The sequence below is a fragment of the Streptococcus dentasini genome, from assembly GCF_053206945.1.
In genome coordinates this window covers 20,387-46,178 of the sequence record NZ_JBRUHS010000011.1, presented here as the reverse complement: position 1 = coordinate 46,178, position 25,792 = coordinate 20,387, and the positions used below count along the sequence as shown (strand labels likewise).

The window sequence follows — 25,792 nt, the reverse complement described above, 5'->3', positions numbered from 1 at the left end:
CCAAGTGAACAGAAAAGGTAAGAATTAGGCACCTAAACTAATATTAATATCCTCCACCGCTTTTGTCTGAAGCCTGATATTCAACTGTTTGTAGCCATTAACCACTATTATATCGCCTCATATAGAAGGCCGAGTTAGAGACATAAATAACTAATTAAAAAGCCCCACCAACTAGGTGGGCACTCCTATTATTACGTAAAGTTTATACACGAATTGATAATCTCATAAAAGCTCAGCAAATAAAGTTTTTACTGTGGCGTATTTGTGAAATTATTTGAATTTTGCTGAGAAGACTCATCTTGCACTTGCGGTGCTTGAGTTTGTGGCTGTTGAGGCATCTGGGGATTGATCTGTTGAGCTGGTGCAAAGCCATCCCCTTGAGGAATATTAGGATTTTGAGGCATCACAGGAGCTTGCGGTGCAGGCTGACCAAATGGATTCTGAAACGGCTGACCTTGTGGTACAGTTTGACCAGGCTGGCTCGCATTGAACTGCTGTGGCTGTACAGGTACTTGCTGACCATTGGTCAACGCTTGAGCAGCTTGCGGTGTTGTTACAAATTGTACGGCAGCCTGATTATAGAAAGAGTTAGCTTTTGGTTTCTTTTCACGACTTGGAAAAGCCCAAAGTACAATGCTCGCAATGGTCAAAGGAATAGCTAAGACCCAACCGAGCGGGATTAAACTAATCAGCAAAGCTGCACCGTATAAAAAGATAAATGTCCAATGAAAGGCTGCATCACGAAGACGGCGAACACCAATTGCCAAACTAGGCACTAAAATAGCTAGTTCAAAGATAAGCCAAAGAATTAGAGTAACAACGACAACAGGAGAGATATCTGTCCAAATAGATATTCCTTCTGTTGATAAAGCACTTTCCTGCATTTCTGCTACACGACGGCTGAAAGGCAGTACTAAATCAATGATAAAAATTAAATAAAAGCCTAACCTCACTAGATTATTAAAGAGAAAAGGCCACCAAAATTCTGAAGGCTTGGCACGCCCTTTAAAGTCAACATACTGTTTCCAAAAGTTAGTATAAGCTGTAAACATAGGCTATCTCCTAAATAAATGATTACCTACTAGGATAGCATAATTTAAGGTTAATTACAAACTTAGGGGAAAGGAAATATAGAAAGAATCATAAAAACTCCACAATTGCTGATTATGTTAATGACCTTATCGCACAGTTTCCAAAGACCAGCACCACAAGCCATAGCAACGAATCGCCCCCTGTTTATCTGTTCGGTAGATTGCTATGCCCTGTCTGTCCAAGCGTCGCAAAGTTGCCTTACTAGGATGCTTATAACGATTGTGCTGACCGACAGATATAAGAGCTGTATCAGCTCGCAGTTGTTCTAAAAAAGCTTGACTGGTCGAGCCCTTGGAGCCATGGTGACCAACTTTTAGGATATCTGCATGAAGAGTAGGGTAGGCTTGTAAGAGCTCTGCTTCTCCTTGGGTTTCCAAATCACCTGTAAATAAAAAGGTTTTATTCAAAAGCCTTCCGTAAAGAATAAGAGAATCATTGTTACCGCCATCGCCAATACGATTAGGATAGAGAACCTTTAGTTGGCTGCCCATAATAGGCAGTTGATCTCCGGCCTGAACTATCCGTACATTAACTTCAAGATGCCTCAATCGGCTTACAAAAGAAGGCTTGGTCAGACTCCCTGGACTAACCAAGATCTCACCGATTTTAAAATTTTCTGCAACTTCCTCTAAATCTCCAATATGATCAGTATCTGTATGGGTTAGGACTAATTGATCAATTTTCCCCACACCTCTGCTTTTTAGATAAGGAATCACTGTTTTTTCTGCATTGCTCTCTAGTTCTCTCTTTTGCCAATTTTCCTGTTCACCAAAATCGACTCTGCCTCCTGTATCAATTAGTATGGTCTTGCCCCAGCTATCCCGTATAAAAATACTATCGCCCTGCCCAACATCAATCATAGTCACTTCGTTAACTAAAGGATGCTTGACCCAAGCCAAAAGAAAGAAAAGGCCTACCATCAGAGCATACCTGATAGTCTTTTTAGACCAATAGTCATGAAGAAAAGCCAGAGCTAGAATCATAGCTAGGAGTAACAACAAACTAGGGCTGCCAAAAATAGGCGGTCTTCCTAACACAGTATAAATACCAGAGATTACCTTTTCCAAGCCAACAAAAAAGATATTGACACTGGTCAGTTTAATCAAGGGACTGATTAAAAAGGTCAGGCTGAGAAATGGTAGCAATAAAGTATCAAAGAGAAGAGAAAAAATAGCTGTCAATGGAACCGATAAGGGCTGAAAAGCGGAAAAGGAATAAAGCAAGACTGGTAAAATCCCCAAAGAAAGGCTAAACCCTTGCACTGAATATTTTTTAATCCCCGACAAAGCCTCAAAATCAAAGACAGCCAAAATAAATGCATAGGTGAAACTGAGAATACCGCCGAGGCTCAGCAAAAATTGAGGCATAAGCGCGAACATGATAAAAATAGTGATGGCCATATTATCTAAACGTTGGAGTCCTAAGCATTTCAGCCAAGACTGAATCAGACTCCTTACCACTGAGACAGCAAAACCTGTCATAGCCGCATAAAAGACAGAAAAAGGCACCTGTAATATATCTACCCAATCCTGTCGGATTCCTATCCGTAACAGGATCCTACGAAAGGTTCCCACAAAGAAGCCAACTTGCATACCAGATAGCGCAAATAAATGGATGATCCCCAAACTCGTATAAATGTCGCTCATTCTATCAAAGTCTCTATCAAGATAGCCAAATAAAAGTCCTGTCATATAGTGATCCATAGGACTTGGAAAGCTGCCTTGACAATAAACTAAAGCTTGGCGTCGCAGTTCATGCAAACGCTCATAAACAGTCAAACGCCTAGATAAGGCAACAGATTCAATGTGTTCAATATTGACAACCCGATAAATTTGTTGATTTTTTAAATAAGATTGATAATCAAATCCATGGAAATTGCACTGACTTTGAGCTTTCTCCACCTTAGTAGAAACGTGCAGAACAACTTGCTTAGTTAAATGTTGGTAAAACTCTTTTTCCCGTCTTGATCTTAACCGATAAAAAGCCTGATAAGTCCGACCATAAGCCTTAGCATGGAAGCTCAACTGATCGCCATTTACAGACAGTGTGTCCGGCACGATCGTTAATTGTTCAACTCGTTCAGAAGTATTCCTATAGTCATGCTGAATTTTTGACTGATAGGCGTAGATTAGTAGACCAAACACTAGTAAAACAGCAAGAACAAAACCGAAAATGTTAACACTGTAATGCCGCCATAGCTGACTAAGTACAAAAGCTAAAAGCAATACGACCAAAGGATGCCAAAAAACAACTAGATAGTAGATTAAAATCAGTAAAAAAGCCAGATAAATTGGCTTAAAGGGGAAAAAATTACTCATAGTGTTACCTCAGGTGCAATTTTTTCATAGGTTTTATCGCCAATACCTGAAATATTTTTTAGCTCATCAAGGGATTTAAAGCCACCATGCTCTTCTCGGTAGTCAATAATATCTTGGGCGCGTTTTTCACCAATACCTGAAATCGTCTGCAATTCCTCCTTACTAGCTGTATTAATATTAACCTTATCCTGATTATCAGAAGCTTGACTGCTCTTTTCTGTATTATCACTGCTAGCCACCACCTCTGGCGCTTCTTCACCTTGAGCGGCCACATAAACTACGGCTTCATCATCAAGCTTTTGAGCCAGATTCACCGTCTTTTTGTTAGCGTTATCCGCAAAACCACCAGCTTTTTTGATAGCATCTGTCACTCGACTGCCAGCCGGCAGTTCATAGACCCCTTCTGCTTTTACAGCACCTTTAACATCCACCACAATGGTATCAGTTTGCTTGTGAGCATCAGAAGAACTGCCAAAAGACGAACTGCTCTGGCTTACAGAAGACGAGACAGCCTCTGGAAAGCTTGCTGCCTGCCTTCCTCCATACAAATTAACAGCCAAAACCAGCACCAAAATGATCAAAACTGACACCAACCCAGTCACTGCTTTATGCTCTTTAACTGTCTCAATCCAATCATCAAACATCAATCATCCCCCCTTAAGATTTATCGGTGAAACATAATGACGACTCCCAACAAAACTAATACCAACAATAAATACAGATCTTCTTTTGCCATTTTGTTTTCCTCTTCATTTATTAGTTCGTAAAATAAAAAACAATCCAAATGGATTGCTTTAGGGTGAGGGGATAATCTTGATTATGGACGAATTTTTTGTCCGGCCTCACTTCCTATTTTCGATGCCACTCTGGATTCCAGATAAAACTAGCCACGTAACTGAAAGCCATCGTTAAGATAACTAAAATAAAGGCAATTACTCCCAAGGGCAGACGATAAATATAGGTCAGGGGATTGAGTTTTTTGTGGTCATTATAATCTTCGTTTTGGCTATCTAGTTGACGAAAAGCAGTTTGGACACGATTAGCAACAGTCTCGATGCCCTGATCATTCAAGCGCTTAACATCAGAAATATCAATTGGTTGACCAAAGTTCATATCAATACGCTCCCCTTTGAGTAAACCAGAAAAGGATCGAGGACCACTGTAAACAGCCGGCTGAATTTTGACCTTGGCCATCTTGGCAATAACCGCTACACCGCCTTTGACATCTGTTGAATGGCGACTACCGCTCGGAAACATGATCAAAGAGCGTTGACTCTTCTTCAGCATTTGTACAGGATACTTAATAGCCTCCTGTCCTGGATTGTCACGGTCAATCGGAAACGCTCCGCACATACGAATCCACCAGCCAAAGATACGGTTGTTAAACAGTTCTTTTTTAGCCATAAAAAGAAATTGCTTAGGTTTAGTCGCAAACGCAAGATAAATTGGATCCCACCATGTGCGGTGAGGAGCCACTAAGACATAGTTTTCTTGAGGATCCAGCAGATTATTACGATTATGATAATGAGCGTTACCATTGACTACCCACACCAAAAAGGAGACCAGCCAGCGTAAATAAGCATAAAACATAAAAATCCTCCTACTTAACCAAATCAGGATCAAAGTCATAGAATCCTGTATCTAGATTGCGATTAGCCGGGTGAAGCTTACGAATAGACTCATCAAAAAGGAAGGCTTGATCTGATGACCATTGACCAGTTACTATCAAATCACGTGCCTTAGTAAAATATTCAGCTATCTGCACAAAATGATCGCCTGGTGTATAAATCCCATCTAACTTCCAATGTCTATAACCATGCTCAACTAAATCAGACAGTTTACTCATTAAATCGAGGTCATTATTGGCAAATATATGTGTTCCATGATTATCTTCATAGATAGAATAATGGGAGTCGTGGTCACTTGGTTCAGATAAGAAAAGATCCCGCTGGCGCGTCTTTTCATCATCAATGTGAGTAAAATTATAGTAATTTTGCAACAGTGGGCGCTTAGAGTGATGAATAACACTAGCGCCATAAACCAAAACTTCAGCCGGTATCTCCAGATTCTCCGACATCTTAAAGAGTTCAGCTGAAGGAATTTCCCGTGCTAAAACAGCCTCTGAAACACCTGCTACCTTGCCCCAAAAATTAACCTGACGACTAGAAGTAACCATGGTCGAAGCATCGTAGATAATCTTAAAAGGACGCTTATCTCGTTGACAAATATAGAGTACCCCTGCGTCACCCACAGTAATGTAATCAGCACCAATCTTTTCAAGAAAATCCAAATATTCAGGCAAGGCATCCATCATAGCCTGATGCATCAGGGCATTGACGGCCACTGTTAATGTCTTTCCTGCTTCATGTACTAACTGGGCTATTCGTTCCAATTCTTTGTCTGAGAAGGTTTTAGGCAGTCGCAATCCAAAAGCTTTCTCACCTACATAAATACGATCAACCCCCGCTTTTAACAAAGCTTCAGCCTGTCCCACACTCTCTGCGGTTGCTGTGATAATAATTTTTTCCATAATATCCTTATTATAGCAGATTTTTACAGGATATAAAGCCTAAGCAAGCTAGGAGAAAAACACTTTTGTTTAACAGCAGAATTGCCTTACTATTCAACCATTTTTCATGCTTTTCGAAAATCCCGATATATCTTTGACTTATGATATCAGCTCCACTGAGCTTATTCTAGACCACAAAAGGGACCCTTCTGAGCTAGTTCTAAATCATCCGACCAACTAGCTTCTTTATCATTGTTAAATCTAAACTATCCACTGGCTCGTTTAAGCTGTCTGTAGATCATTGCCCAGTCTGATTTTGATTTTCCTTGAGTCGTAGTTATTTACCCTTTTATAGATGAGAATTGTCGCAATTTTAATCAAAAATTGATTCCTTCCCTTTTTTAATAGCCAAAAAACCTTGATATTGCTGAAATTTCGTGACAGATTTCTAATTTTATGTTAGAATATTACCAATCTAACAAAGTTACCTATCTTGCTAGTATAAAAAAGGGAGGAGGCTCTGTCGGCATGCTAGATTTATTCCTATTGGAAAAGTAAGCTGGTCTCTGAGCCCTCATTTATCTATTTTTTAATAACCCTTTATTTATATCTTAGCGAAAGGAGTTTATTATGGCAGCCCAACGCCAACATGATTTTGATTATATTGATAATCAAGAATCCAAATCACTTAATCAATCTGAACCAAAATACCAAGAATTTTATGAAATAGATACTCAGAGTGCCAAGTTACGTGAGCTTCTGTTCTTTGCCCGCATTGCCCTCTTCTCTATCTCATCTGTCCTCTTAACTTTTCTCTTTTTAGCACTGGGGCTTGGAACCCTTGTTTCCTTTACCCTAGCTCTCCTCCTAGGAATTGCTATCACATCAACGATTTCTACTTTTGTCCTATCTATGAAGAAAAAATAAAAATGGTTCGGTTGAACCATTTTTTTAGGTTTCAAATCTACCTAGTAGCCGTCAACAAGAGATTTTTCAGCCTCCAACTTATCTATAATGTTAAACATTTATCCCTTAAAAACTTTTGATCTTTCAAAATCTTGCACTGCCAGACCACTAGCTAATCTCTTCTGTGTCACCGACGCTACCGGAATCATTGAGAATATCATCTGGAGCCTCAAACTTAGACTTTTTAACCTTATTCCACTTAGAATAAGTTGATTTCACCTTTATATTTACTCTTCTAGGAGCTTTTTTATAGGCCATAGTCATCGAAAAATCTGTTAGATAGAAATCTTCTTTGTCAAAAGAAACTTCAAATGTTTTCTTCATGTCACCTTGACTGTAACCAGTTAACGACAAATTTAACTCCTCACTAAAAAGAGAAACAAGATCTATATTTTGACTCTTTAAAACCAAGGTATAGGTGTTTTTGCCTTCTTTTAATTTGAAATCATCCTTCATCGAATAAACAATGTCCAAGAAATCAAAATAATCCGGATCAACATTATAGTTATCAAAAGATTGCTGTCCTCCACTCCAAGAACCAGCTTGGCTATCTCTTGAATAAATAGAGCCTTTATCAGCCATGATAAATTCTTGGTAATTTTCTATACCATTCTCCTTTGTTCTAATCACCCCTCTTGCACGCTGCAACTTACTAGCCTGACTACCATAATCAAGATCGGCCTTCATCTTTTGTGATTTCTCTCCACTGCTGGAGTGGGTAGAAAGAACCATATCAAAATGAACTGTTTCTATATCTTGATTAGCCTTTTTAGCTTTCTTAATAACTTTGGCAACCGTCATTTTTTCTTGGTAAACCTTATTGTCCATATCTTTTGTATTGCAAGCTGCCAAAAAAGATAGACTAACAGCAATGGTGCATAAAATTTTTAAAGTTTTTTTCATAAGGCTCTCCTCCTTATTTGGATTATTCCCCCTCATTTTCTAGTTTAGCACACTTTGTAAACCTTTTCATTACCTTTTTTTATTTCTTAAAGAAATTGTAAAAATCAATAAGAAAATTTACTCGGCCTAGCGTCTCTTTTTAAAAGTAATTAGGCTTTTATTAGCCCTTGAGCTTTCTCCATACAAAGGAAGCAACCGCCCCCTTACAGTGGATAGCAGAAAGACAAAATCCACTTGCAACTGCAAGATGAACTTTTGACTTGCCGATCGGAAAAAAAGAAAAGCACCTCAAACGTCAGCTAAATTTCTACGCTTGAAGCACTCATCATTTAAATCTACTTTTTAAATTTCTTATTCCGGTGTTTCCTCATCACCATCATCTGCTGGATAGTCAATAACAATATCATCAACTTCTGCCTGCGTCTGCGAGGCACCTTCTTTAGGCACCTTAGCAAATTTATCTCGAAAAGCTAGAACCTGATCGTTAGCAAATTCACTCGCCTGCACAGCCTTATCCTTGACATTTTCGATAACATCATCCTTAGTCAGCTCACCTGTTTCAAATTTCTCTTTATAATCTTTAACGGTATGAAGAGCTGCATCCTTATAAACCGCAGCCTTTTCCTTAGCTGCCTGATTGTAGACTTCAGGATTATCCTTATAATCCTTTGCAAAGTCAACAGCCTTCTCCTTGAACTCTTGTCCCTTTTTCGTAGACAGGAAATAACCAGCTGCCACACCTAAAACTGCACCCGATATTAATGTTTTAAAAACCTTACCCATATTTAAACCTCCTTATCTTTCTTTCTAAATAGCTTGCTAGCAAAACGATAGACTGTTGCTGCTGTCCCAGCTTTGGCTGCATTAGAGCCAGCTTTCGTTGCCTTCTTACCGAGCGTCCGCGCTTGGCTATTAAGATCAGAAACACTGACAGATACATCAGCAACAGCTTCAAACAAGGGATCAATAGTGGCCATCTTACTATTGACATCATCAACCAAGACATTAGCCTTGCTGATAAGTTCATTAGTTTGGTGCAAGGTCACATCAAGATCCGACGTTAACAGCGAAATTGTTCGCTTAGTTTCATCAACTGTTCCAGCAATCTTGTGCAAAACAATCACTAAATAGATAACCAGAGCAACAAAAGCCAAGGCAATAATTAACAGTGCATATCCTACCATACATGTCTCCTCTATTATTGTAAAATTTTATTCTGTTTCTTGATAGTAGGGCTGTCGCCCTATCCTACGTCCATGAATAGTCATGGCAATTCCTACTAAGACAAGGAGGGCCGAAAGCCACTGCGACACTCTCAATCCGCCCCACATAAGACTATCAGTCCGCAAACCTTCAATGATAAAGCGACCGCAACCGTACCAAATGAGATAAAACCACGCTACCTCCCCTCGCCGCAGTAACTTAGGACGATGGCGCAAACTCATAATGATAGCAAAACCGAGCAAGTTCCAAAGGGATTCATATAAGAAAGTAGGAACTCGATAATTCCCCTCAATGTACATCTGCTTTTGAATAAATTTGGGTAGATAATTAAGGTGGACCACCGCCTTGCCATAAGCTTCCTGATTGAAAAAATTGCCCCAGCGACCTAAACTCTGAGCCAGCATAACGCCTGGCGCAGCAATATCCAAGAAATCATAGACAATAATCTTTCGCCAATGAGCAAAGATCAGCATGACTGCAACTCCTGTTAGAAGGGCTCCATAGATAGCGATTCCACCATGCCAAGTGGCAAGAATTTCTAGTGGGTTACTCGCATAATAATCCCAGTCAAAGGCCACATAGTAGAGCCGTGCACCGACAATAGCTAAAGGAAAAGCGATTAAAATAAAATCTATAATATCATCCGACGTCATTCCTTTACGGGGTGCTTCTCTCATTGCCAGCCAAACAGCTGCCACCATGCCTGTTACAATACAAAGGGAATACCAACGAATGACTATCGGACCAAAATGAAAAGCTATTGGATCCATCAGTTCTCACCATTCTGGCTAATCAGGCTGGTTAGACGATCTTCAAAAGTTTTTGTCGCATCAAAGCCCATCTGCTTAGCCCTCTGATTCATAGCCGCTGCTTCAATTACAACCGATACATTACGACCTGTTTTAACAGGAATACGCACCCGCGGAATTTTAACTCCTTGTAATTCAATTTCTTCATTGCCGTTGCCTAAGCGATCAAAGACCTTACCTTTCTCAAAATTCTCTAGATAAATGGACAGCTGCACTTGAGAAGAATTACGGACAGCACTAGCACCGTAAAGGCTCATTACATCAATAATACCGACCCCTCGAATCTCCAAAAGGTGGCGTAAAATCTCAGCCGGTTCCCCCCAAAGTGTTTCCTCATCTTTAGCATAGATATCCACGCGATCATCAGCCACAAGGCGATGGCCACGCTTAACCAGTTCCAAGCCAGTTTCGCTCTTACCGATGCCGGAATCTCCCTGAATAAGAACTCCCATGCCATAAATATCAACGAGAACACCATGAACGCTGGTACGTTCAGCTAGACAAGAATTGAGGTACCAAGACATGTCTCCTGAGATACTGGATGTTGCCTGATGAGACTGAAAAATAGGAGTCTCACCTTCTTGGGCGGCTTTCAGCAGTTCCTCAGGAATTTCCAAGTCACGAGCAACCACTAAAGCTGGTGTTTCGGGGCGAAACATAGCTCGTAAAACTGAATAACGGTTGTGAGAGGTCATAGCCATCATGTAGGACCATTCCTTCATCCCCATCAACTGAACACGCTCAGGCGAATAATAGTCGAAGTACCCAGTTAACTCCAAGCCTGGACGCGAAATATCCGAAGTCGTAATTTCTTTTTGCAAGAATTCTGGCTGGGTATATACCGCTTCCAACTTAACCTTTTTAGCTAGCATATCAACAGTAACAGTCATAGGCTTTTCTCATTTCTATTTAATAGCCTTATTATATCATAAAAGCTGAGTAAGGCTAAAGGGCTAATATACATCTATTGCTGACTGTTAGTTTCGAAGCGACTAAATCCAGATAAAACTAGTATTCTAGCAAAAACAAGTAAATCCAAAAATTATTTGAATAAAACAAAAGAGCTGGAAACCCAACTCTCTTAATACGATTCACCAAAACCACTTATGATCATCGTCGACAACTTCTGCATCTTTTCGGCGTCTGGGACCTGTACCATATTTATCGCGCTCAATATCCTCTTTATTAGGAAGCAAAACCGCTAATAGGATGTAAAGAAAGATACCAAAGCCACCTGTAAAGTAAGCAAATACCGCAAAGAGCACGCGCGCTAAAGTAATATCCCAACCAAACTTCTCTGACAAGCCAGCTAGGACACCGCATAATATCCGACCCTGCCGCTTTTTATAAAATTCTGTCATCCGAGTTTCCTCGCTTCCTAAACTATGGAGTGATGAATTCCTGTTACTATCCCACACTCCCCTTACTTTACTAAATAGTATACTATCTTGATAGCAAAATAAAATCAGCCCTAGGGCTGATTTTTACAGCTAAAATCCGATGGTAACAGTATAAGTGTCCCGTGGCAACGACCGCAGCGAAATTTCTGAAGATTGACTCGACGCTGCCTAAAATACAGCTGCCCACAGCTCTGACACTGATAGCAATAAGAGGGGGAAGGATGACTCGCAGGAGCATAGCGCAAACCGCCTACCTCCCTGAGCAAACGTTTAAAATCAGCATCCCCATGCTTATAGCCCTTACCAGCAAAGTAGAGATGGTAATGACAGAGTTCATGTCGTACAATTTGACGAAAGGTTTTCCTATCCAATTTTTCGTACATTTTAGGATTAAAATCCAAATGGCCATCCTTGGGAAAGAAACGCCCACCAGTGGAACGCAGCCGCTTATTCCAGGTAGCCTCATGAACAAAAGGCAAACCAAAATCTTCTAGAGATACCTGTTTGACATAATCAATCAGTTTCACGCGGAGCCACCAGAGAAAGATTTAGTTTTTCGCGATCCAAGTCGACCTTGGAGACCCAGACAGTCACAATATCACCTACAGAAACCACTTGACTAGGGTGCTTAACAAAGTTCTTGGACATTTCAGAAATATGGATAAGACCATCCTCATGCACACCGACATCTACAAAAGCCCCAAAATCCACGACATTACGGACTGTTCCCTCTAGCTGCTGACCAATTTCTAAATCTTTTAAATCTAAAACATCCTGCCGCAAAGTTGGTGCTTCAAAGTCATCTCGCAAATCGCGACCTGGTTTGAGCAAGTCAGCAATAATATCCTGCAGAGTTTCCTGTCCCAATCCTAAATTAGCTGCCATATCAACAATATCAACAGCTGCCAATTTTTCCTTGGCTTCATCATCCAAATCCTCGATGACCAGACGGTTAAACAGCTCTTCAACCGCTGGATAGGACTCTGGATGAACACCCGTATTATCTAACACATTACTACCATTAGGAATACGTAAGAAACCAGCCGCCTGCTCAAAGGCTTTATCACCCAAACGGGGAACTTCTTTTATTTGTTGGCGTGAAGTCAGGCGACCGTTAGCCTCGCGAAATTTAACAATATTTTCAGAAATAGCCTTATTGAGTCCTGATACATGTGATAAGAGGGCTGGACTAGCTGTATTAACGTTAACCCCAACTTGGTTCACCACTGTGTCAACCACAAAATCAAGATTTTCCGAAAGTTTCTTTTGACTGACATCGTGTTGATACTGGCCGACACCAATTGATTTTGGATCAATTTTTACCAGCTCTGCCAAAGGATCCTGCAAACGACGGGCAATGGAAATGGCCGATCGCTTCTCTACACTTAATTCGGGAAACTCTTGACGTGCCAACTCCGAAGCGGAATACACGGATGCTCCGCTTTCATTGACGATAACATAAGAGACATCAGAGAAGTCTTTAAGCACTTCTGCAACAAAGGCTTCACTTTCGCGACTAGCTGTACCGTTTCCAATAGCAATAATTTCTACCTGATAGGCCTGCAACAGCTCAGCTAATTCCGCTTTACTCTTTTCAATCTTAGCCTGACTAGCAGGAGCTACTGGATAAATAACATGAGTTGTCAAGAGTTTGCCAGTTTGATCAACAACAGCTAACTTTGCTCCAGTTCGAAAGGCAGGGTCAAACCCTAGTACAACTTTCCCTTTAAGAGGAGAAACTAAAAGCAGGTGGCGAAGATTATCAGAAAATAGCTGAATAGCCCCATCCTCTGCACTTTCTGTCAACTCTGTACGAATGCGGCGTTCCATAGCTGGAATAATCTTAGTTTTAGCAGCTTTGCTGATTGCTTCGTCAATATAGCTGTTCCTAACCTTAAAACGCGCTTCGTAGAAACGGATAATTTTATCAATATGGTGTTCAAATGTTACCTTGAGTGCTCCCAATTTTTCGCCACGATTAAGGGCAAGTACGCGATAACCCTGAATTTCCGAAATTTTTTCTGAAAAATCATAGTAAATCTGAAATACCTGTTTCTCATCGACGGACTCATCTTTTAGTTGGGAACATAGACGACTGTACTGCCAAATTTCATTATAGGTCCAAGAACGCAAGCGATTGTCCTCAGAAAGAACTTCAATCAAGATATCTATCGCTCCAGCTAGAGCCGTTTCTACCGTTGGAAAGGCTTCACTAACGAAACTTTCTGCTTGCTTTTCTAAGTCAGTCTTGTCTTGTAAAATGAGGCGGGTCAAGCCTGCTAAGCCTGCTTCACGAGCAATAGTCGCCTTCGTACGACGCTTCTCCTTATAAGGCAAGTAGAGCTCTTCAACTTCTACCAACTTTTCGGCAGACTCTATAGCCTGTTTGAGTTCTGGCGTCAGCTTACCTTGCTCTTCAATCTTAGCTAAGACACTCTCCTTACGTTGCGCTAAGGCACTCAGAGATTTATCCGTATCAATAATAGACTTAATCAGAACTTCATCAAGATTTCCAGTTTTCTCCTTACGATAACGCGCAATAAAGGGAATTGTATTACCTTCTTCTGTCAGTTCTAACACAGCCTGAACTTGCTTTTCTTTAATACCCAGTTCTTGAGCAATCATTGTCATATTTGAATTTTCCATAACGTTATTCATTATACCATAAACCTAGAGAGACAAGACCAGCCTATTCCCCAATTTTTTTCTCTAAAAATGTACGAATCGCTGCCTCAATAGTCTCTTGAACGCGAGGGTCGGAAACGTCATAGAAATCAACTGCCATACGATTGCGAAACCAAGTCAACTGACGTTTAGCAAAATGTCGAGTATTCTGCTTAAGTTTATCAACTGCTCCTGATAAATCCTGCTCCCCTTTAAAGTAGGGGAAAAATTCCTTATAGCCAATAGCTCTGGCTGCCTGAGCATCGGGATAATGATCGTAGAGCCACTTGGCCTCCTCAAGCAAGCCTTGATTCATCATAGCATCAACACGCTGATTAATACGCTCATACAGGCGCTGGCGTTCATCATTCAATCCAATGATATAAGCATCATAATTAGATGGACGATTTTTTAAATCACGACCAAATTTAGCTAGCTCTAGAGCTCGGATAAGCCGCCTGCGATTGGGTTCCGAAGGAATCGTGCCTAGCTTTGTCAACTCGATTCGAAGCTGATCATCACTCATCAGCTCTAAAACTTTGCGATAATCAAGAACTGCTTGCTGATCAACAGAACCACCTAGGTGGTAGCCTTCCAAAAGACTCTGCAGATATAATCCAGTCCCTCCAACAATAATCGGCAGTTTCCCACGATTAGTAATATCAGCGATCGCCTCCTTAGCCTCTGTTACAAAATCATAGGCAGAGTATGTTTCGTCAGGATTTCGAACATCTACTAGATGATGAGGAATCAAGGCCTGTTCCTCTGAACTAACCTTAGCTGTTCCGATATCTAGAAAGCGATAAACCTGCTGGCTATCTCCACTAATAATCTCACCATTAAATGTTTGGGCTAAATTAAGGCCCAAGGCCGTCTTTCCAACAGCTGTTGGACCTGCTACTACAATGATTTTTGTTTGCATCTTTTTCCTTGAAAATAAACGAGAATTTGCTAGTATATATTATAACATAAGAAGAAAAGGAGACTCCATTATGGCTAAGAAACATGCTTTTGCTCGTGGTCTGGCGACAGGTGTTATCGGTACAGCTGCTACCGTTGCTGGTGCTGTATTCGCTGTTAAGAAAACAATTATCGAACCAGAAGAAAAGAAAGCAGCCTTCATCGAAGAAAATCGTAAAAAAGCTGCAAGGAAACGCATCGCACGTTAAAACACAGCCCCTTAGGGACCGTGTTTTTTTATCATTCCTTTTTTCTAATAAACTTTTCACCGACCAATGCCGTTGACCAAGAACCAGTTAATGACAATAAGACGAAAAACCTTTAGAGGGCTTCTTTCAAGGTTTCTGATTCACTACCATAAATATCCCGCCAATCCCTGTCCGTTAGCGCACCTTCAAGCGCCCATAAAAGATTGAGTGATGGCTTACAACCAGCCTTTTTCACGCTTAGAAAACCTGCACAGCCCCAAGTTCTGCTAGCTGGCTTGTGCTACTTATTCCTGCTTTTTTTAACATCTCTGCCGATTTGGGACCAAGGTTACAGCAACTGGCAAGGTCTTGTAACTGCTTATTCTGATTTGATGACATCGTTGTTCCTCCCATCATCTTATCTCAGTTATCCACGATCTACTCCATCGCTTGTTGCTCTAAGTAATCTTGCCATCTAGACTGGCGGTGGCGGTAAAACACTTTAGCAAAGGCAAGAACTGCTGGCGTCAACCAGCCTGCATCAATCTCGAGATGGTCTCGGTAAATCGTTCCGTGACCATCCGCCTCCACCTCAATCAGATGGTGCCATTTCTTTATCAAATAACTGCGACCATCATCAAGCATTCTAAATGGTCTACTCGACGGATAAGAAATGACAACGGCCTGCCTGCCCATGGGCAAAAAACCAACGAGATAGAGTCTCATCCAGTAGGTCCCCTCCTGCCAATATTGAGGCAGAGTAGCCTCAGATACAGGTTTGAAAACCACAAGAGGGGAAGCAACATAAAAGAGCGTATCTGGCCGCTTGACCAGATCAATCACAGTCTCAGATGATGCTTCAAAACGGCTACTGAGGGTAAAGGTTTTAACTACCATGACAATCCTTTCTAAGTCTAGGAAAAGAGCAGGTCTCTACCACAAAACCGTTCCCAGACTGATTAATAACTAAGTCAAAATCCTGTTGGTAACCTGCCATATAGAGGTCATACTGCCTGCGACGGTGCTGGTGAGTTTCTTGGATAAAGCGAGGACTGCGACCACGAAGGGCTGTGTCACGCTCCAAACGGCGCGCCAACTCCGTCTCCGAATCTGTGTAGATAAAGATGGATAAATCAAACAACCTCGGCTCTAAAAAGGTCGGTGTCATCCCCACGACGATGGTGACAGGACAAGCCGCCTGCAAGAGATACTCAGGCGACCAAGGGGTATCGATAGTCAAAACATCCATCCCACGCGCCAGCATGGTCAAGTCTCTCCTCAGACTATCCACATCGTGACGGGCAGGGTGACAGGCTGTCAAGGTTCCTATCTGGCCATCATCATCTTGCAAGTAAACCTTCTGACTAGTCGGATTGGACACGATATAGGCATCGGTTCCAATAATTTGGCTCCTACCTTCTGGAAAGGCCGCCTGCAAGGCCTTGGCAAAGGTGGACTTGCCCGAAGCCCCATGCCCGCAGATGCGAACGACAGTTCGTTGGTCTTCCTCAGCAAAACTAATAATCTTCTCTATCGTTTCTTCCATAACTATAGTATAACAGAAAAAGCAAACCAGTTGACTGATTTGCTTTCCTTTGGACTAGACACCAACGTTTGTTGGCAATTCTTCTCCAATTTCCGCTAAACGGGCTGCCCATTCTTCATGGGTCAATCCATGCTCTGCGACATAGCGGTTTTTCGCATGAGCACGGCATTCTGCAGAACAGCCACGGACATACTTATGCTCGTTCTCTTCGGTCATGAAGACCTGTTCATTACAGAATGGATTGGCACAATTAACATAACGTTCACATGGTGTGCCATCAAACATGTCCTTACTGATGATGGTTGGGGTGACACGGTTGATTGGTACTGAAATCCGCTCATCAAAGACATACATGGCTCCTTCCCACAGTTCGCCTTGTACTTCAGGATCTTTACCGTAGGTTACAATACCACCGTGGAGCTGGCCCACATCCTTGAAGCCCTCACGGACCATCCAACCTGAGAATTTCTCACAGCGGACACCACCGGTACAGTAGACCACCACACGTTTCTCCATGAATTTCTCCTTGTTGTCACGAACCCATTGTGGCAACTCGCGGAAGTTACGAATATCTGGACGAATGGCTCCCTTGAAATGTCCAAGATCGTACTCATAATCATTGCGTGTATCTAGGACCACTGTATTCTCATCAAGAAGAGCTTCCTTGAATTGTTGCGGATTGAGATACTCACCCGTTGTTTCAAGTGGGTTAATATCGCTATCAAAATCATTGTCCTCTAAACCTAGGTGGACAATTTCTTTTTTATAACGAACAAACATCTTTTTGAAGGCATCCCGGGGCTCTTGGTCAATTTTGAACCAGAGGTCTGCAAAACGCTCATCCGAGTGCACCCAGTCCATGTATTTTTGGGTCGTTTCAAAATCACCAGAAACAGTCCCGTTGATACCCTCATCCGCAATCAAAATACGTCCTTTCAAGCCAATAGATTTACAAAAATCAAGATGGATTTGAGCATATGCTTTTGCATTTTCGATGGGGACATATTTATAATAAAGTAGAACACGAATATCGTTTGACATTGTTATCCTCGTTTCTTAAATAAGATGACCTTCATTATACCATGCTAGGGTAGCATTTGACCAAACATGTGCCCAGTCGAAACTACCGAAATTATTTTACATCCCATATAAAAAATAGTATGATGGGCTGCAGAGGAGAATATCATGAAGAAAAAAATAACTTTTATGATCTCTGGCCTAACAATTATCATTCTGGCCTTAAGTATCTGGGGGATCCAAAGTCAGAAGCAAGATAGTCAGGCTGCCCATGGTCCTAAGACTAGCCAGACCAGCCGCTCATCTTCCAGAAGCAAAAATTCTAGTGCATCTAAATCTTCCAGCCAGACAGCACCCTCTCCAGATAAGTCAGAGAACTCAGGCAGCTACGAAAGTAAGGATAGTAAAAATACTAATAAGACGGAGCAGGGGCAGTCAGCAGAACCAGCTTTTGACTACCATGCTCTAGCAAGTGGAGACTTCTCCAGCTTAGCAGGAACTTGGTCTGATGCAAATGGACGCACTCTTATCATCGCTCCGGATGGCAGTGCCAATATTTTAGGTACTCCTGCTAGCATAACCGTCACACGAGATGGTAAAGGAGAAGCACTGATGATGGTGACTTACGAAGACGGTACCAGCCTAGGAATACTAATGTATAGCGCCGGTGAAAGGATTCCTGATCGTCATTTTCAAAGTGGCGCCGACACATCTGATAACAGTCGCAATCGCTTAGTCACTGCCGCCAGCGATGTCTTAGATGAAGGGGGGAGTGATCAGTTCAAGAATCAAGTACTCTATAAAACCTCTGCAGACTATGAAGGCTTAAATTAATGATGACCCACTAGGATCTGATAAGCCTAATCCTATGCAGGACAATGTTTACTACTGTTGTACAAAATAAAACCCCTCTCTTGGATTACTTCAAGGGAGGGGTTTGCATCAAGGCAAAACAGTTACTAGTTACGACTACCAAAGATACGCAAAATATTGATAAACAGATTGATGAAATCTAAATAAAGACTAAGAGCCATAGAAACTGCCCAGCCATCTGTCACCTGACCGCGGGTCTGTCCGTAAACTCGCTTAATCAACTGGTTATCATAGGCGATCAACCCTGAGAATACCACAACAGACACAAGACTAATCAGGAAGGAAAAGGGGCCTGAACCGATAAATATATTGACGACACTTGCAATGATAATACCGATCAAACCAGCTATCAGAGCCTTGGCCATACCAGATAAATCCTTTTTAGTTGTCGCCCCAATTAAAGCCATGACAAAGAACACCAAGGCCGAACTGACGAAGGCAGCTAGGACTGTAGATTGGGTATACATAGCCACCAAAAAACTCATAGTAAAGCCGTTTAAAGCCGAGTAAATCAAAAAGAGCGGCAGAGCTAGTGGACTATTGCGACGAGCCGCCCCTGAAGCAAAGACAACTAGGAGCAATTCCACGATAAGGGCCCCCCAGTAAACGTAGGGAGCGTTGTAGAGAATAGCAGCCATATTCTCAGGGAAAACATAGAGCATAAGTGCTGCAACAATAGCAGACAGGCCAATACCAAAACCAACTAAACCGTAAATTTTAGCAAAAAATCGACTTAAACCAGTGTCGGCCTGAGTAATAATTGTTTGTGAGTCCATAATAGATAATCTCCTTCATTCTAATTAATGGTTGTGTGAACCTAATTGCTTACGATTAAAAATCTTACGATTTTTAAAGCGCTGACGCATAGGATAAGCACCTTCTTTGATAGCCCAGTACTTATCAACAAAAGTGACAATATAAGATTCTTTATAACGAGGCGGGGCAATCGTTGCTCCCCACATATGTTTGAGAATAATGTCCCTCTCTTTCTTATTAAGTCTTGTTAACTTATTAGCATTGCGTACAGCAATTCGTGGATGAACCCAAGCATGGCTCTTATTGAACTTGGTTTCACGCCAATCATAGTAAAAGAAATCATGCAAGAGTCCACCTCTAGCTGTTGCCTTCGCATCCCACCCCAGCTTCTTCGCTAAGCGATAACTGGAATAAGCCACATTGATAGAATGTTTCATTCGTGTCGAATAGTGGTGATGGGTAATCTTATCTAGCCTTTGAAACCTAGGGTGTTCAATTAAATGGCCAACAATTGCCATAAATTCTTTATCTTTTTCGTAACGTTTCATAAACTGCTTACTCCTTTGCTAACTGACTAGCAGGAAATTCCTAAATAAACTGAAACATTATAATCCCTGCAGCAACAGCAACATTGAGACTCTCAGCTCCACCTGGCATAGTGATATGAGCCAAGATATCAGCTTCCTCAGCTATCAGCTCCGAAATTCCTTGGCCTTCATTCCCCATGACAATGGCAAAATGCTCACCAGCCTTCACAGCCTGATAGTCCAAAGAATTACTGGCCAAAGTTGTCGCAATGATCTTAACACCAGCTGTTTTACAAGCTGCTACAAAATCTAAAACCCTTCCTTTATAAATAGGGAGATGAAAATGACTCCCTTGCATGGAACGCAGGGTCTTTTGATTATAAATATCAGCGGACTTATCAGAAATAAAGACAGCCTCAAAACCTGCTGCATCAGCTGTACGAATCATCGTTCCTAAATTACCAGGATCTTGGATATCTTCTAAAATCAGATAGGGTCCTTTGAGCTTTAACGGAAGAGTTTGAGAAGCCATACGAACCTCAGCAACAATTCCTTGCGGTGTCGGACTTTCAGATAATTCTCTAAGCACCTCTGGCGTCACAAAAGTCACACCTTCATGATTAGCAACCTTATCAGCCTGCTCCTCTACAACAAAAATATGCTCAAAAACGGCTCCGCTACGCTTGGCTTCTTCAAAGAGATGCCAACCTTCTATCAGATAAGACTGCTTGCGATATTTTTTTTGGAGCAGTTTCTTTGTCTTTTTGATGAGATTATTGGCTTTTGAGGTTATAATAATCATATAATTATTATAGCATATCTTGAGAAAGTCAAGCTCGGTCAAAAGGAGGAATTTTTATGAAGAAAGTCAGAATGATTGCCTCGGGGCGCGTACAAGGAGTTGGTTTCCGCTACTCTACCTTTAATCTTGCTAAGGAAATTGGTGATATTTATGGACGTGTCTGGAATAAGGATGACGGAACCGTTGAAATCTTAGCTCAGTCCAATGATAATGCTAAATTGGCCAAATTTATCCAAGAAATTAGAAAAGGCCCTTCACCGTGGTCTAACGTGACCTATTTAGATGTTAGCATGGCTAATTTTGAAGATTTTACAGATTTTCGTATGGCTAATTAAAAATCCTTCTCTAGAAGTATTGTGAATTTACCTAAAAAAAAGTAAAATAGAACAGTATTACTAAAATCAGAGGAATTTATTGTGAAAAAAACTATAAAACGTCTACTGTTGGCAGGGATAAGTTTGTCTACACTCCTTCTCCTGTCGGGTTGTGTTCGTGTCTCAAATGGCAAACCGACCGGAACTATTTGGAATACTATCGGTCGACCGATGGGACACCTTATCACTTATTTCGCCGATGATCTCGGTCTCGGTTTTGGACTGGGAATCATTCTTGTCACTGTCTTAGTTCGCCTCCTAATTCTACCGCTTGGCTTGCACCAATCGCGCAGTGCTGCTTACCAGACTGCTAAACGTGAGCATTTGGCACCAATCTTTGAACCTATCAATAAACGATTGAAGGAAGCGACAACCCAAGAGGAAAAAATGGCTGCTCAAACTGAGCTTCTAGCTGCTAACCGCGAAAACGGCGTCAGCATGCTGGGGGGGATCGGATGTCTGCCGCTCCTAATTCAGCTGCCTTTTTTCTCTGCCATGTACTTTGCAGCCCGCTATACACCAGGTGTTCTTGATTCAGATTTCCTTTGGTTCAACCTTGGCCATCGAGATATTCCCCTGATGATTATTATTGCTGGTCTCTATCTTATCCAATCGTGGATGGCTGTCCAGCAGATGCCAGAAGAGCAGCGCCAACAAGCTGGAATGACCATGTATATGACACCGCTGATGATGGTTTTCTTTGGTCTAGCTCAGCCATCGGCTGTCGTTCTCTATTGGTTTGTCGGCGGGATCTTCTCCATTTTACAGCAGCTGATTACCAACTACCTCATCAAACCAAAGTTGAAGAAACAAGTCGAAGAAGAATTCAAGCAGAACCCACCGAAAGCTCCTAAAAGTGCCGCCTCTGTTCGTAAGGATGTTACACCTAAGCAAGCTGAACAATCTCAGCAAGCTCTGACGACTAAAAATCGCAAACGTAACGCTGGTAAGCAAAAACATAAAAAATAGTCTTCCCATTCCATAAAAGAGCTCCCTATGTCGTAGGTGTGATTATTCTTACGACCTAGGGAGTTTTATATTATTTCCAACAAAAACACTCTTGTTACCAGTGTACTAGATCCAACAGATATGTTTTTCTTGTATTTCAGATTAGAAAATAGGATTAATTGTTTTTATATTACTAGCTATGATTGATTAAATTAAATAATTTAAACCACCAGTGACGGCTCCTCCTACACCTCCGATGAGAGCTCCCTCAGAAGCTGCATTAAAGAAATCAGCAAAGCTACCACCTTCTACGGCATAAGCTTTTAGGCATCCCACTAAAAGCTAGATCTGAAGCTAATGATACTTCTTAAGAACAAAAAAAGCCTGAGATTCAAAAACTCTCAGACTCAACCAAGGGCAGAAAAATTATATCAGCGAAAATCCACCCGTTTTCTATTATGTTTTTTAATCTGTTGTTTTATTAACACTAATAATCTCAACATCATAGCTACCAGCTGGCGATTCAATGGTGGTCGTGTCACCCACTTTTTTACCAATAAGAGCTTGGGCAATTGGACTTTCATTAGAAATCTTACCGGCAAAGACATCAGCTCCAGCAGCCCCAACAATAGAATAAGTATCTGTATCCTTGGTGCCAACTTCTTGTACTACGACGGTCTTACCAATAGCGACTTCGTCAGAAGCGACGGCATCACTGTCAATAATTTCAGCATAGCGAATCTTAGTTTCTAAAATTTGGATCTGCCCTTCAACAAAAGCTTGTTCGTCCTTAGCAGCATCATATTCTGAATTCTCAGAGAGGTCTCCGTAAGAACGAGCAATTTTGATACGTTCCACAACTTCTGGACGGCGAACAAGTTTCAAATCTTCTAATTCCTGTTCAAGTTTTTCTTTCTCATCAAGAGTCATTGGATAAGTTTTTTCTGCCATTTTTATTCTCTTTTCTATTTTAATGTAATATTCTATAAAGGAGACTGGGACTATTCCCGCCTGCTTCTTCAAACAAGTCTAACACAGAAACAGAAGTCTGGAAACAACCATCACAGACTCCTGAATCTCATTTCTCAATTACTTTTCTTTACTGGAACTCGAATCACTATTGTCTGAAACTTTCTTATTAACGTAAGTCTCGACATTTTTTTGGTGATCTTCGTAGGTCTCAGAATAGTAAACATTACCAGTATCAACATCAGCAACAAAATAAAGGTATTTGGTATCTGCTGGGTGAACAGTAGCGTCAATTGCCGATAAGCTAGGACTGTCAACTGGGCCAGGCATTATGCCTTTGTGTTTGTAATCGTTGTAAGGAGAATCAATTTCGGTATCAATATTAGCGTCCTCTTTGAGAGATGTTTTATCGCCTAATTTCCCAAGAGCATAAAGCACAGCAATATTGGATTGCAGCTCCATATCAGCATCTAAGCGATTGTAAAAGACACTAGCGATATTGCGACGATCATCATCTGTCTGCCCTTCTTTTTCAACCAGAGAAGCAAGAGCTAACGTCTCATTAACATTATAGTTAGACTGGTCAATCGCATCATAATAATCAGCTAGATAAGTATCCATAGTGCCTAACATCTGATCAATCAAATCTTCCAAGCTAACATCCTTTGTATAATCATAGGTCGCTGGGAAGAGATAACCTTCCAATTGATACTTAGCCTTATCGGAATCCGGTATATCTGCTAGGAGTTTGGGATACTTCTCCTTCATTTTATTGACGAAATCTTTATCTTTCATCAACTTGAGAAAATTTTTAGAATTGTAGGGTGTTTTATCAGTTTTTGCTTTAGTATTAGCATTACTTTCGATAGCTTTGGCTATCTGCTCAACAGTATACCCTTCTGGGATAACAATTTTACCTGCGTTAGGATCTGTAGGCTGAGCCGTACCGCCAGCTTGCAGCTGTTTGATTATCTCATCAACACTCATACTAGCTTTGAGATTGTAATAACCATTTTTGAGATTGCTATAATTTTTAAACTTAGTATAGTAGTTAAAAACATTAGCATCCTTAATCAAACCTTTTCTCTCTAAGATTTGACCAATTTGCTTGCTGCTGGATCCTTTAGGTATTTCAACCGTCACATACTTCGTTGCCTTGCTATTGACAGGTGACAAGCTGGATTTAACATAGTAGATCCCATAAGCCCCACCAGCAATCATCATCAACAAAATAAGACTGATAATCCAAGTACTGATACGGCGGGCTAAACGTTTTTTCTTTTTATTACGTTTGACATTTTTACGCGAAGCTTTAGATTCTTGCTCAAGTTCTTCATCGTCAGCATCCTCATCGGAACCGCTGTCATCAGTTTCCTCAGACCAAACAGGCTCTGACTCGTAGTCAGAATAACTGCTAGATTCCGAAGTGCTATCAGTTTCTTGATGTTCAGACTCGACCCAGGACTCTTTATCGCTGCTGCCTGCGCTTCTCTCCTCATCTTCTGAATTTACTAAACCTATAGTGGAACTAGCTGAGTTGATATCCTTAATAGGAATTGGAATAGTAAAGCCTGACAAATCGACATCAGCAATCTCAGGAGCTTCAGATGGCATGGTGGGAAGACTACTGACAAAACCACTGCCCTCCTCAAAATCCTCGTCATCCTCGGGCACACTTTCTCCTAACAAATTCAATTCTTTTAGATGTTCCTGCTCTTGAATTTTTTTTAATGCTTCGGCTTCTGCCAAGGCTCGCTTTTGCTCTTCCTCTGCCGATTTAGCTGCTAGCTCCTCTTGTTCTTTCAGCTTGGCTGCAGCCTCCTGCCAATTAAAATTAGGATCAATCTCACGATTACTGTCGGCATCTAGACTATCGACAATTGATTGGACCGTTCCGTCATCTTGGATACCCCTTGAACGCTTGGCTTCTTCTAATTCGCTCAAAATCTGGCCTTTGAAATCATTGCCAATAGATTTTGACTTATCATCCTTAAAATCGGTCAAAGCTTGTCCTCCTCATTATTATCAGACGCCATTATATCTAAAATTACGGTTAAATGCAACTTTTCACGGTTTCTCTGTCCTATTTGCCTCAAGTTAACAGCTATTCCTTATTGATTTCCCAAACCATATTATACCAGATACTACCACCGTGCTTGGAAGATGATTCACCTTCATCAGCAAAACCGTTCATCTCATAATAAGTAATGAGCTCTCCATGGCAAGTCAAACTGATTCCTTGACGTTCCTGAGCCACAGCCAAATCCTTAAGCGCTGCGAGAAGGGCGGTTCCAATTCCTTGCCCCTGATAGAAGGGAGCAACCGATAAAGACTGAACCAAAATAAACCCGCCAACTGCTGGATTAGCCTCCACTGTATTAAATAATTCATCAGTCAAATAACGGTTCTGCATCACTGAGCCTACAATATAACCAGCTACACGCCCATCTATTTCAGCAATTAAAAAAGTATCAGGAATTTTTCCCAGCCGCTCCTTTATAGCAGTTGGGCTCGCTGCTTCTGCGGCGGAAAAGTTACTCTCCTCAATATCGATAATTTCACCGTAATCCTCTAGCCTTACCTGTCTAATTATCATCTTTTTCCTCCGTTTAAGTTCGTTTATACTCAAAGAAAATCCATCAGAACTAAGCAAGACAGCAAAGTTAAGCGGCTAAGATGCTCAGCAAAGAGCTTTAGGTCCTTGTCTAGAAATGAGAAGGCGACAAAGTGCTTCAGTAACTAACGGCAGTCGCTACCAAAGTCTGCCTATTCACCACTAGGCTTGCCCGCGAGTTAATCAAATTCAACTCTCTAGCGTACCCGACCGCCTGTAGATATTCTGAAGTGAGAAACAAGCAGAATTCGAGGGGACAAAGTTGGCTCACTTTCCCCAAAAGGAAAAGGTGAGAGCTGGAAACGTCAAACATTTCCAATTCTCACCCTCTTA

General features: G+C 41.3%; 29 protein-coding genes and 1 pseudogene. 5 read left to right on the top strand and 25 right to left on the bottom strand.

What is annotated here, in order from left to right; translation table 11 throughout:
• Nucleotides 1–248: 248 nt before the first annotated feature.
• The 5 genes from ACVR1G_RS08710 to ACVR1G_RS08690 form a co-directional block, all read right to left on the bottom strand.
• Nucleotides 249–1,052 carry a DUF805 domain-containing protein gene (locus ACVR1G_RS08710; protein ID WP_447452789.1) on the bottom strand — a complete coding sequence of 268 codons (804 nt, stop codon included), beginning with the start codon at nt 1,050–1,052 and terminating at the stop codon, nt 249–251.
• A 126-nt stretch (nt 1,053–1,178) separates the two neighbouring features.
• Nucleotides 1,179–3,410: a DNA internalization-related competence protein ComEC/Rec2 gene (locus tag ACVR1G_RS08705; RefSeq protein ID WP_447452788.1), complete on the bottom strand. Its 2,232-nt coding sequence runs from the start codon at nt 3,408–3,410 to the stop codon at nt 1,179–1,181.
• The gene (locus ACVR1G_RS08700) at nt 3,407–4,054 is read right to left on the bottom strand and encodes a helix-hairpin-helix domain-containing protein (protein ID WP_447452787.1); all 648 of its coding nucleotides are present in this window, start codon (nt 4,052–4,054) and stop codon (nt 3,407–3,409) included. Before ACVR1G_RS08700 ends, ACVR1G_RS08705 begins: the two co-directional genes overlap by 4 nt.
• Nucleotides 4,055–4,259: 205 nt before the next feature.
• Nucleotides 4,260–5,000 (bottom strand): lysophospholipid acyltransferase family protein, encoded by a 741-nt coding sequence (locus ACVR1G_RS08695; protein ID WP_447452786.1) that lies wholly within the window; start codon nt 4,998–5,000, stop codon nt 4,260–4,262.
• A gap of 10 nt (nt 5,001–5,010) precedes the next feature.
• Nucleotides 5,011–5,940, bottom strand: coding sequence for a peptidase U32 family protein (locus tag ACVR1G_RS08690; RefSeq protein WP_447452785.1), 930 nt, complete (start codon nt 5,938–5,940; stop codon nt 5,011–5,013).
• Between the two features lie 609 nt (nt 5,941–6,549).
• Here ACVR1G_RS08690 and ACVR1G_RS08685 point away from each other — a divergent pair.
• Nucleotides 6,550–6,846 (top strand): DUF3270 family protein, encoded by a 297-nt coding sequence (locus ACVR1G_RS08685; RefSeq protein ID WP_447452784.1) that lies wholly within the window; start codon nt 6,550–6,552, stop codon nt 6,844–6,846.
• Nucleotides 6,847–6,993: 147 nt separating this feature from the next.
• Here the strand turns inward: ACVR1G_RS08685 and ACVR1G_RS08680 are convergent, their stop codons facing one another.
• From ACVR1G_RS08680 to miaA, 9 genes are all read right to left on the bottom strand, one after another.
• A complete protein-coding gene (locus tag ACVR1G_RS08680; protein WP_447452783.1) occupies nt 6,994–7,788 on the bottom strand; it encodes a DUF6612 family protein in 795 nt (264 codons plus the stop codon).
• Nucleotides 7,789–8,139: 351 nt separating this feature from the next.
• The gene (locus ACVR1G_RS08675; protein ID WP_447452782.1) at nt 8,140–8,571 is read right to left on the bottom strand and encodes a YtxH domain-containing protein; all 432 of its coding nucleotides are present in this window, start codon (nt 8,569–8,571) and stop codon (nt 8,140–8,142) included.
• 2 nt (nt 8,572–8,573) lie between these two features.
• Nucleotides 8,574–8,972, bottom strand: coding sequence for a DUF948 domain-containing protein (locus ACVR1G_RS08670; protein ID WP_447452781.1), 399 nt, complete (start codon nt 8,970–8,972; stop codon nt 8,574–8,576).
• Between the two features lie 27 nt (nt 8,973–8,999).
• Nucleotides 9,000–9,785, bottom strand: a complete 786-nt coding sequence (gene lgt / locus ACVR1G_RS08665) for a prolipoprotein diacylglyceryl transferase (protein ID WP_447452815.1) — start codon at nt 9,783–9,785, stop codon at nt 9,000–9,002.
• The gene (hprK, locus tag ACVR1G_RS08660; protein ID WP_447452780.1) at nt 9,782–10,711 is read right to left on the bottom strand and encodes an HPr(Ser) kinase/phosphatase; all 930 of its coding nucleotides are present in this window, start codon (nt 10,709–10,711) and stop codon (nt 9,782–9,784) included. The genes lgt and hprK overlap by 4 nt, the downstream gene beginning before the upstream one ends.
• 201 nt (nt 10,712–10,912) lie before the next feature.
• Nucleotides 10,913–11,182, bottom strand: coding sequence for a PspC domain-containing protein (locus ACVR1G_RS08655; protein ID WP_447452779.1), 270 nt, complete (start codon nt 11,180–11,182; stop codon nt 10,913–10,915).
• 110 nt (nt 11,183–11,292) lie between these two features.
• Nucleotides 11,293–11,748 (bottom strand): SprT family protein, encoded by a 456-nt coding sequence (locus ACVR1G_RS08650; RefSeq protein ID WP_447452778.1) that lies wholly within the window; start codon nt 11,746–11,748, stop codon nt 11,293–11,295.
• On the bottom strand, nt 11,735–13,867 hold the full coding sequence (locus ACVR1G_RS08645; RefSeq protein WP_447452777.1) for a Tex family protein: 2,133 nt from the start codon (nt 13,865–13,867) through the stop codon (nt 11,735–11,737). Before ACVR1G_RS08645 ends, ACVR1G_RS08650 begins: the two co-directional genes overlap by 14 nt.
• A 43-nt stretch (nt 13,868–13,910) precedes the next feature.
• A complete protein-coding gene (miaA, locus tag ACVR1G_RS08640; protein WP_447452776.1) occupies nt 13,911–14,807 on the bottom strand; it encodes a tRNA (adenosine(37)-N6)-dimethylallyltransferase MiaA in 897 nt (298 codons plus the stop codon).
• A gap of 70 nt (nt 14,808–14,877) precedes the next feature.
• Here miaA and ACVR1G_RS08635 point away from each other — a divergent pair, with 70 nt between their 5' ends.
• Nucleotides 14,878–15,054 carry a DUF3042 family protein gene (locus ACVR1G_RS08635; protein WP_447452775.1) on the top strand — a complete coding sequence of 59 codons (177 nt, stop codon included), beginning with the start codon at nt 14,878–14,880 and terminating at the stop codon, nt 15,052–15,054.
• 112 nt (nt 15,055–15,166) lie between these two features.
• Here ACVR1G_RS08635 and ACVR1G_RS08630 read toward each other — a convergent pair.
• From ACVR1G_RS08630 to trhO, 4 genes and pseudogenes are all read right to left on the bottom strand, one after another.
• Nucleotides 15,167–15,360 (bottom strand): annotated as a pseudogene (locus ACVR1G_RS08630) (TfoX/Sxy family DNA transformation protein).
• Between the two features lie 111 nt (nt 15,361–15,471).
• On the bottom strand, nt 15,472–15,930 hold the full coding sequence (locus ACVR1G_RS08625) for a hypothetical protein (protein WP_447452774.1): 459 nt from the start codon (nt 15,928–15,930) through the stop codon (nt 15,472–15,474).
• The gene (locus ACVR1G_RS08620) at nt 15,920–16,579 is read right to left on the bottom strand and encodes a uridine kinase family protein (protein ID WP_447452773.1); all 660 of its coding nucleotides are present in this window, start codon (nt 16,577–16,579) and stop codon (nt 15,920–15,922) included. The genes ACVR1G_RS08625 and ACVR1G_RS08620 overlap by 11 nt, the downstream gene beginning before the upstream one ends.
• A gap of 54 nt (nt 16,580–16,633) precedes the next feature.
• On the bottom strand, nt 16,634–17,620 hold the full coding sequence (gene trhO, locus ACVR1G_RS08615; RefSeq protein ID WP_447452772.1) for an oxygen-dependent tRNA uridine(34) hydroxylase TrhO: 987 nt from the start codon (nt 17,618–17,620) through the stop codon (nt 16,634–16,636).
• Nucleotides 17,621–17,764: 144 nt separating this feature from the next.
• Here trhO and ACVR1G_RS08610 point away from each other — a divergent pair, with 144 nt between their 5' ends.
• The gene (locus tag ACVR1G_RS08610) at nt 17,765–18,430 is read left to right on the top strand and encodes a DUF6287 domain-containing protein (RefSeq protein ID WP_447452771.1); all 666 of its coding nucleotides are present in this window, start codon (nt 17,765–17,767) and stop codon (nt 18,428–18,430) included.
• Between the two features lie 125 nt (nt 18,431–18,555).
• On the opposite strand, the gene ACVR1G_RS08605 is transcribed toward ACVR1G_RS08610, so the two are convergent.
• Genes ACVR1G_RS08605 through ACVR1G_RS08595 form a run of 3 tightly spaced genes read right to left on the bottom strand, consistent with a single transcriptional unit; the run spans nt 18,556 to nt 20,554 of the window.
• A complete protein-coding gene (locus tag ACVR1G_RS08605; RefSeq protein WP_447452770.1) occupies nt 18,556–19,245 on the bottom strand; it encodes a Bax inhibitor-1/YccA family protein in 690 nt (229 codons plus the stop codon).
• A gap of 24 nt (nt 19,246–19,269) precedes the next feature.
• Nucleotides 19,270–19,773, bottom strand: a complete 504-nt coding sequence (locus ACVR1G_RS08600) for an HDIG domain-containing metalloprotein (RefSeq protein ID WP_447452769.1) — start codon at nt 19,771–19,773, stop codon at nt 19,270–19,272.
• A 40-nt stretch (nt 19,774–19,813) separates the two neighbouring features.
• The gene (locus tag ACVR1G_RS08595) at nt 19,814–20,554 is read right to left on the bottom strand and encodes a TrmH family RNA methyltransferase (RefSeq protein ID WP_447452768.1); all 741 of its coding nucleotides are present in this window, start codon (nt 20,552–20,554) and stop codon (nt 19,814–19,816) included.
• Between the two features lie 56 nt (nt 20,555–20,610).
• On the opposite strand from ACVR1G_RS08595, the gene ACVR1G_RS08590 reads away from it, so the two are divergent.
• Nucleotides 20,611–20,889: an acylphosphatase gene (locus ACVR1G_RS08590; protein ID WP_447452767.1), complete on the top strand. Its 279-nt coding sequence runs from the start codon at nt 20,611–20,613 to the stop codon at nt 20,887–20,889.
• A gap of 81 nt (nt 20,890–20,970) precedes the next feature.
• Nucleotides 20,971–21,897, top strand: coding sequence for a membrane protein insertase YidC (gene yidC / locus ACVR1G_RS08585; protein WP_447452766.1), 927 nt, complete (start codon nt 20,971–20,973; stop codon nt 21,895–21,897).
• 186 nt (nt 21,898–22,083) lie between these two features.
• Here yidC and ACVR1G_RS08580 read toward each other — a convergent pair whose 3' ends face one another.
• From ACVR1G_RS08580 to ACVR1G_RS08565, 4 genes are all read right to left on the bottom strand, one after another.
• Entirely contained in the window at nt 22,084–22,212 is a 129-nt protein-coding gene (locus ACVR1G_RS08580; RefSeq protein WP_447452765.1) for a hypothetical protein, read from the bottom strand.
• 129 nt (nt 22,213–22,341) lie between these two features.
• Nucleotides 22,342–22,827, bottom strand: a complete 486-nt coding sequence (gene greA, locus ACVR1G_RS08575; protein WP_447452764.1) for a transcription elongation factor GreA — start codon at nt 22,825–22,827, stop codon at nt 22,342–22,344.
• Nucleotides 22,828–22,965: 138 nt separating this feature from the next.
• Nucleotides 22,966–24,849, bottom strand: coding sequence for an endolytic transglycosylase MltG (mltG, locus tag ACVR1G_RS08570; protein WP_447452763.1), 1,884 nt, complete (start codon nt 24,847–24,849; stop codon nt 22,966–22,968).
• A 100-nt stretch (nt 24,850–24,949) separates the two neighbouring features.
• A complete protein-coding gene (locus ACVR1G_RS08565) occupies nt 24,950–25,441 on the bottom strand; it encodes a GNAT family N-acetyltransferase (protein ID WP_447452762.1) in 492 nt (163 codons plus the stop codon).
• Nucleotides 25,442–25,792: the final 351 nt, after the last annotated feature.

What these genes read in the sequence shown, in the direction of transcription:
- ACVR1G_RS08695 (WP_447452786.1), bottom strand. Translation starts at nt 5,000, where the DNA reads ATGTTTTATGCTTATTTACGCTGGCTGGTCTCCTTTTTGGTGTGGGTA.
- ACVR1G_RS08655 (WP_447452779.1), bottom strand. Translation starts at nt 11,182, where the DNA reads ATGACAGAATTTTATAAAAAGCGGCAGGGTCGGATATTATGCGGTGTC.
- ACVR1G_RS08620 (WP_447452773.1), bottom strand. Translation starts at nt 16,579, where the DNA reads ATGGAAGAAACGATAGAGAAGATTATTAGTTTTGCTGAGGAAGACCAA.
- ACVR1G_RS08625 (WP_447452774.1), bottom strand. Translation starts at nt 15,930, where the DNA reads ATGGTAGTTAAAACCTTTACCCTCAGTAGCCGTTTTGAAGCATCATCT.
- ACVR1G_RS08690 (WP_447452785.1), bottom strand. Translation starts at nt 5,940, where the DNA reads ATGGAAAAAATTATTATCACAGCAACCGCAGAGAGTGTGGGACAGGCT.
- hprK (WP_447452780.1), bottom strand. Translation starts at nt 10,711, where the DNA reads ATGACTGTTACTGTTGATATGCTAGCTAAAAAGGTTAAGTTGGAAGCG.
- ACVR1G_RS08595 (WP_447452768.1), bottom strand. Translation starts at nt 20,554, where the DNA reads ATGATTATTATAACCTCAAAAGCCAATAATCTCATCAAAAAGACAAAG.
- ACVR1G_RS08610 (WP_447452771.1), top strand. Translation starts at nt 17,765, where the DNA reads ATGAAGAAAAAAATAACTTTTATGATCTCTGGCCTAACAATTATCATT.
- ACVR1G_RS08600 (WP_447452769.1), bottom strand. Translation starts at nt 19,773, where the DNA reads ATGAAACGTTACGAAAAAGATAAAGAATTTATGGCAATTGTTGGCCAT.
- miaA (WP_447452776.1), bottom strand. Translation starts at nt 14,807, where the DNA reads ATGCAAACAAAAATCATTGTAGTAGCAGGTCCAACAGCTGTTGGAAAG.
- ACVR1G_RS08675 (WP_447452782.1), bottom strand. Translation starts at nt 8,571, where the DNA reads ATGGGTAAGGTTTTTAAAACATTAATATCGGGTGCAGTTTTAGGTGTG.
- ACVR1G_RS08590 (WP_447452767.1), top strand. Translation starts at nt 20,611, where the DNA reads ATGAAGAAAGTCAGAATGATTGCCTCGGGGCGCGTACAAGGAGTTGGT.
- ACVR1G_RS08680 (WP_447452783.1), bottom strand. Translation starts at nt 7,788, where the DNA reads ATGAAAAAAACTTTAAAAATTTTATGCACCATTGCTGTTAGTCTATCT.
- ACVR1G_RS08700 (WP_447452787.1), bottom strand. Translation starts at nt 4,054, where the DNA reads ATGTTTGATGATTGGATTGAGACAGTTAAAGAGCATAAAGCAGTGACT.
- ACVR1G_RS08705 (WP_447452788.1), bottom strand. Translation starts at nt 3,410, where the DNA reads ATGAGTAATTTTTTCCCCTTTAAGCCAATTTATCTGGCTTTTTTACTG.
- ACVR1G_RS08635 (WP_447452775.1), top strand. Translation starts at nt 14,878, where the DNA reads ATGGCTAAGAAACATGCTTTTGCTCGTGGTCTGGCGACAGGTGTTATC.
- ACVR1G_RS08710 (WP_447452789.1), bottom strand. Translation starts at nt 1,052, where the DNA reads ATGTTTACAGCTTATACTAACTTTTGGAAACAGTATGTTGACTTTAAA.
- ACVR1G_RS08565 (WP_447452762.1), bottom strand. Translation starts at nt 25,441, where the DNA reads ATGATAATTAGACAGGTAAGGCTAGAGGATTACGGTGAAATTATCGAT.
- ACVR1G_RS08645 (WP_447452777.1), bottom strand. Translation starts at nt 13,867, where the DNA reads ATGGAAAATTCAAATATGACAATGATTGCTCAAGAACTGGGTATTAAA.
- ACVR1G_RS08670 (WP_447452781.1), bottom strand. Translation starts at nt 8,972, where the DNA reads ATGGTAGGATATGCACTGTTAATTATTGCCTTGGCTTTTGTTGCTCTG.
- greA (WP_447452764.1), bottom strand. Translation starts at nt 22,827, where the DNA reads ATGGCAGAAAAAACTTATCCAATGACTCTTGATGAGAAAGAAAAACTT.
- ACVR1G_RS08605 (WP_447452770.1), bottom strand. Translation starts at nt 19,245, where the DNA reads ATGGACTCACAAACAATTATTACTCAGGCCGACACTGGTTTAAGTCGA.
- trhO (WP_447452772.1), bottom strand. Translation starts at nt 17,620, where the DNA reads ATGTCAAACGATATTCGTGTTCTACTTTATTATAAATATGTCCCCATC.
- ACVR1G_RS08685 (WP_447452784.1), top strand. Translation starts at nt 6,550, where the DNA reads ATGGCAGCCCAACGCCAACATGATTTTGATTATATTGATAATCAAGAA.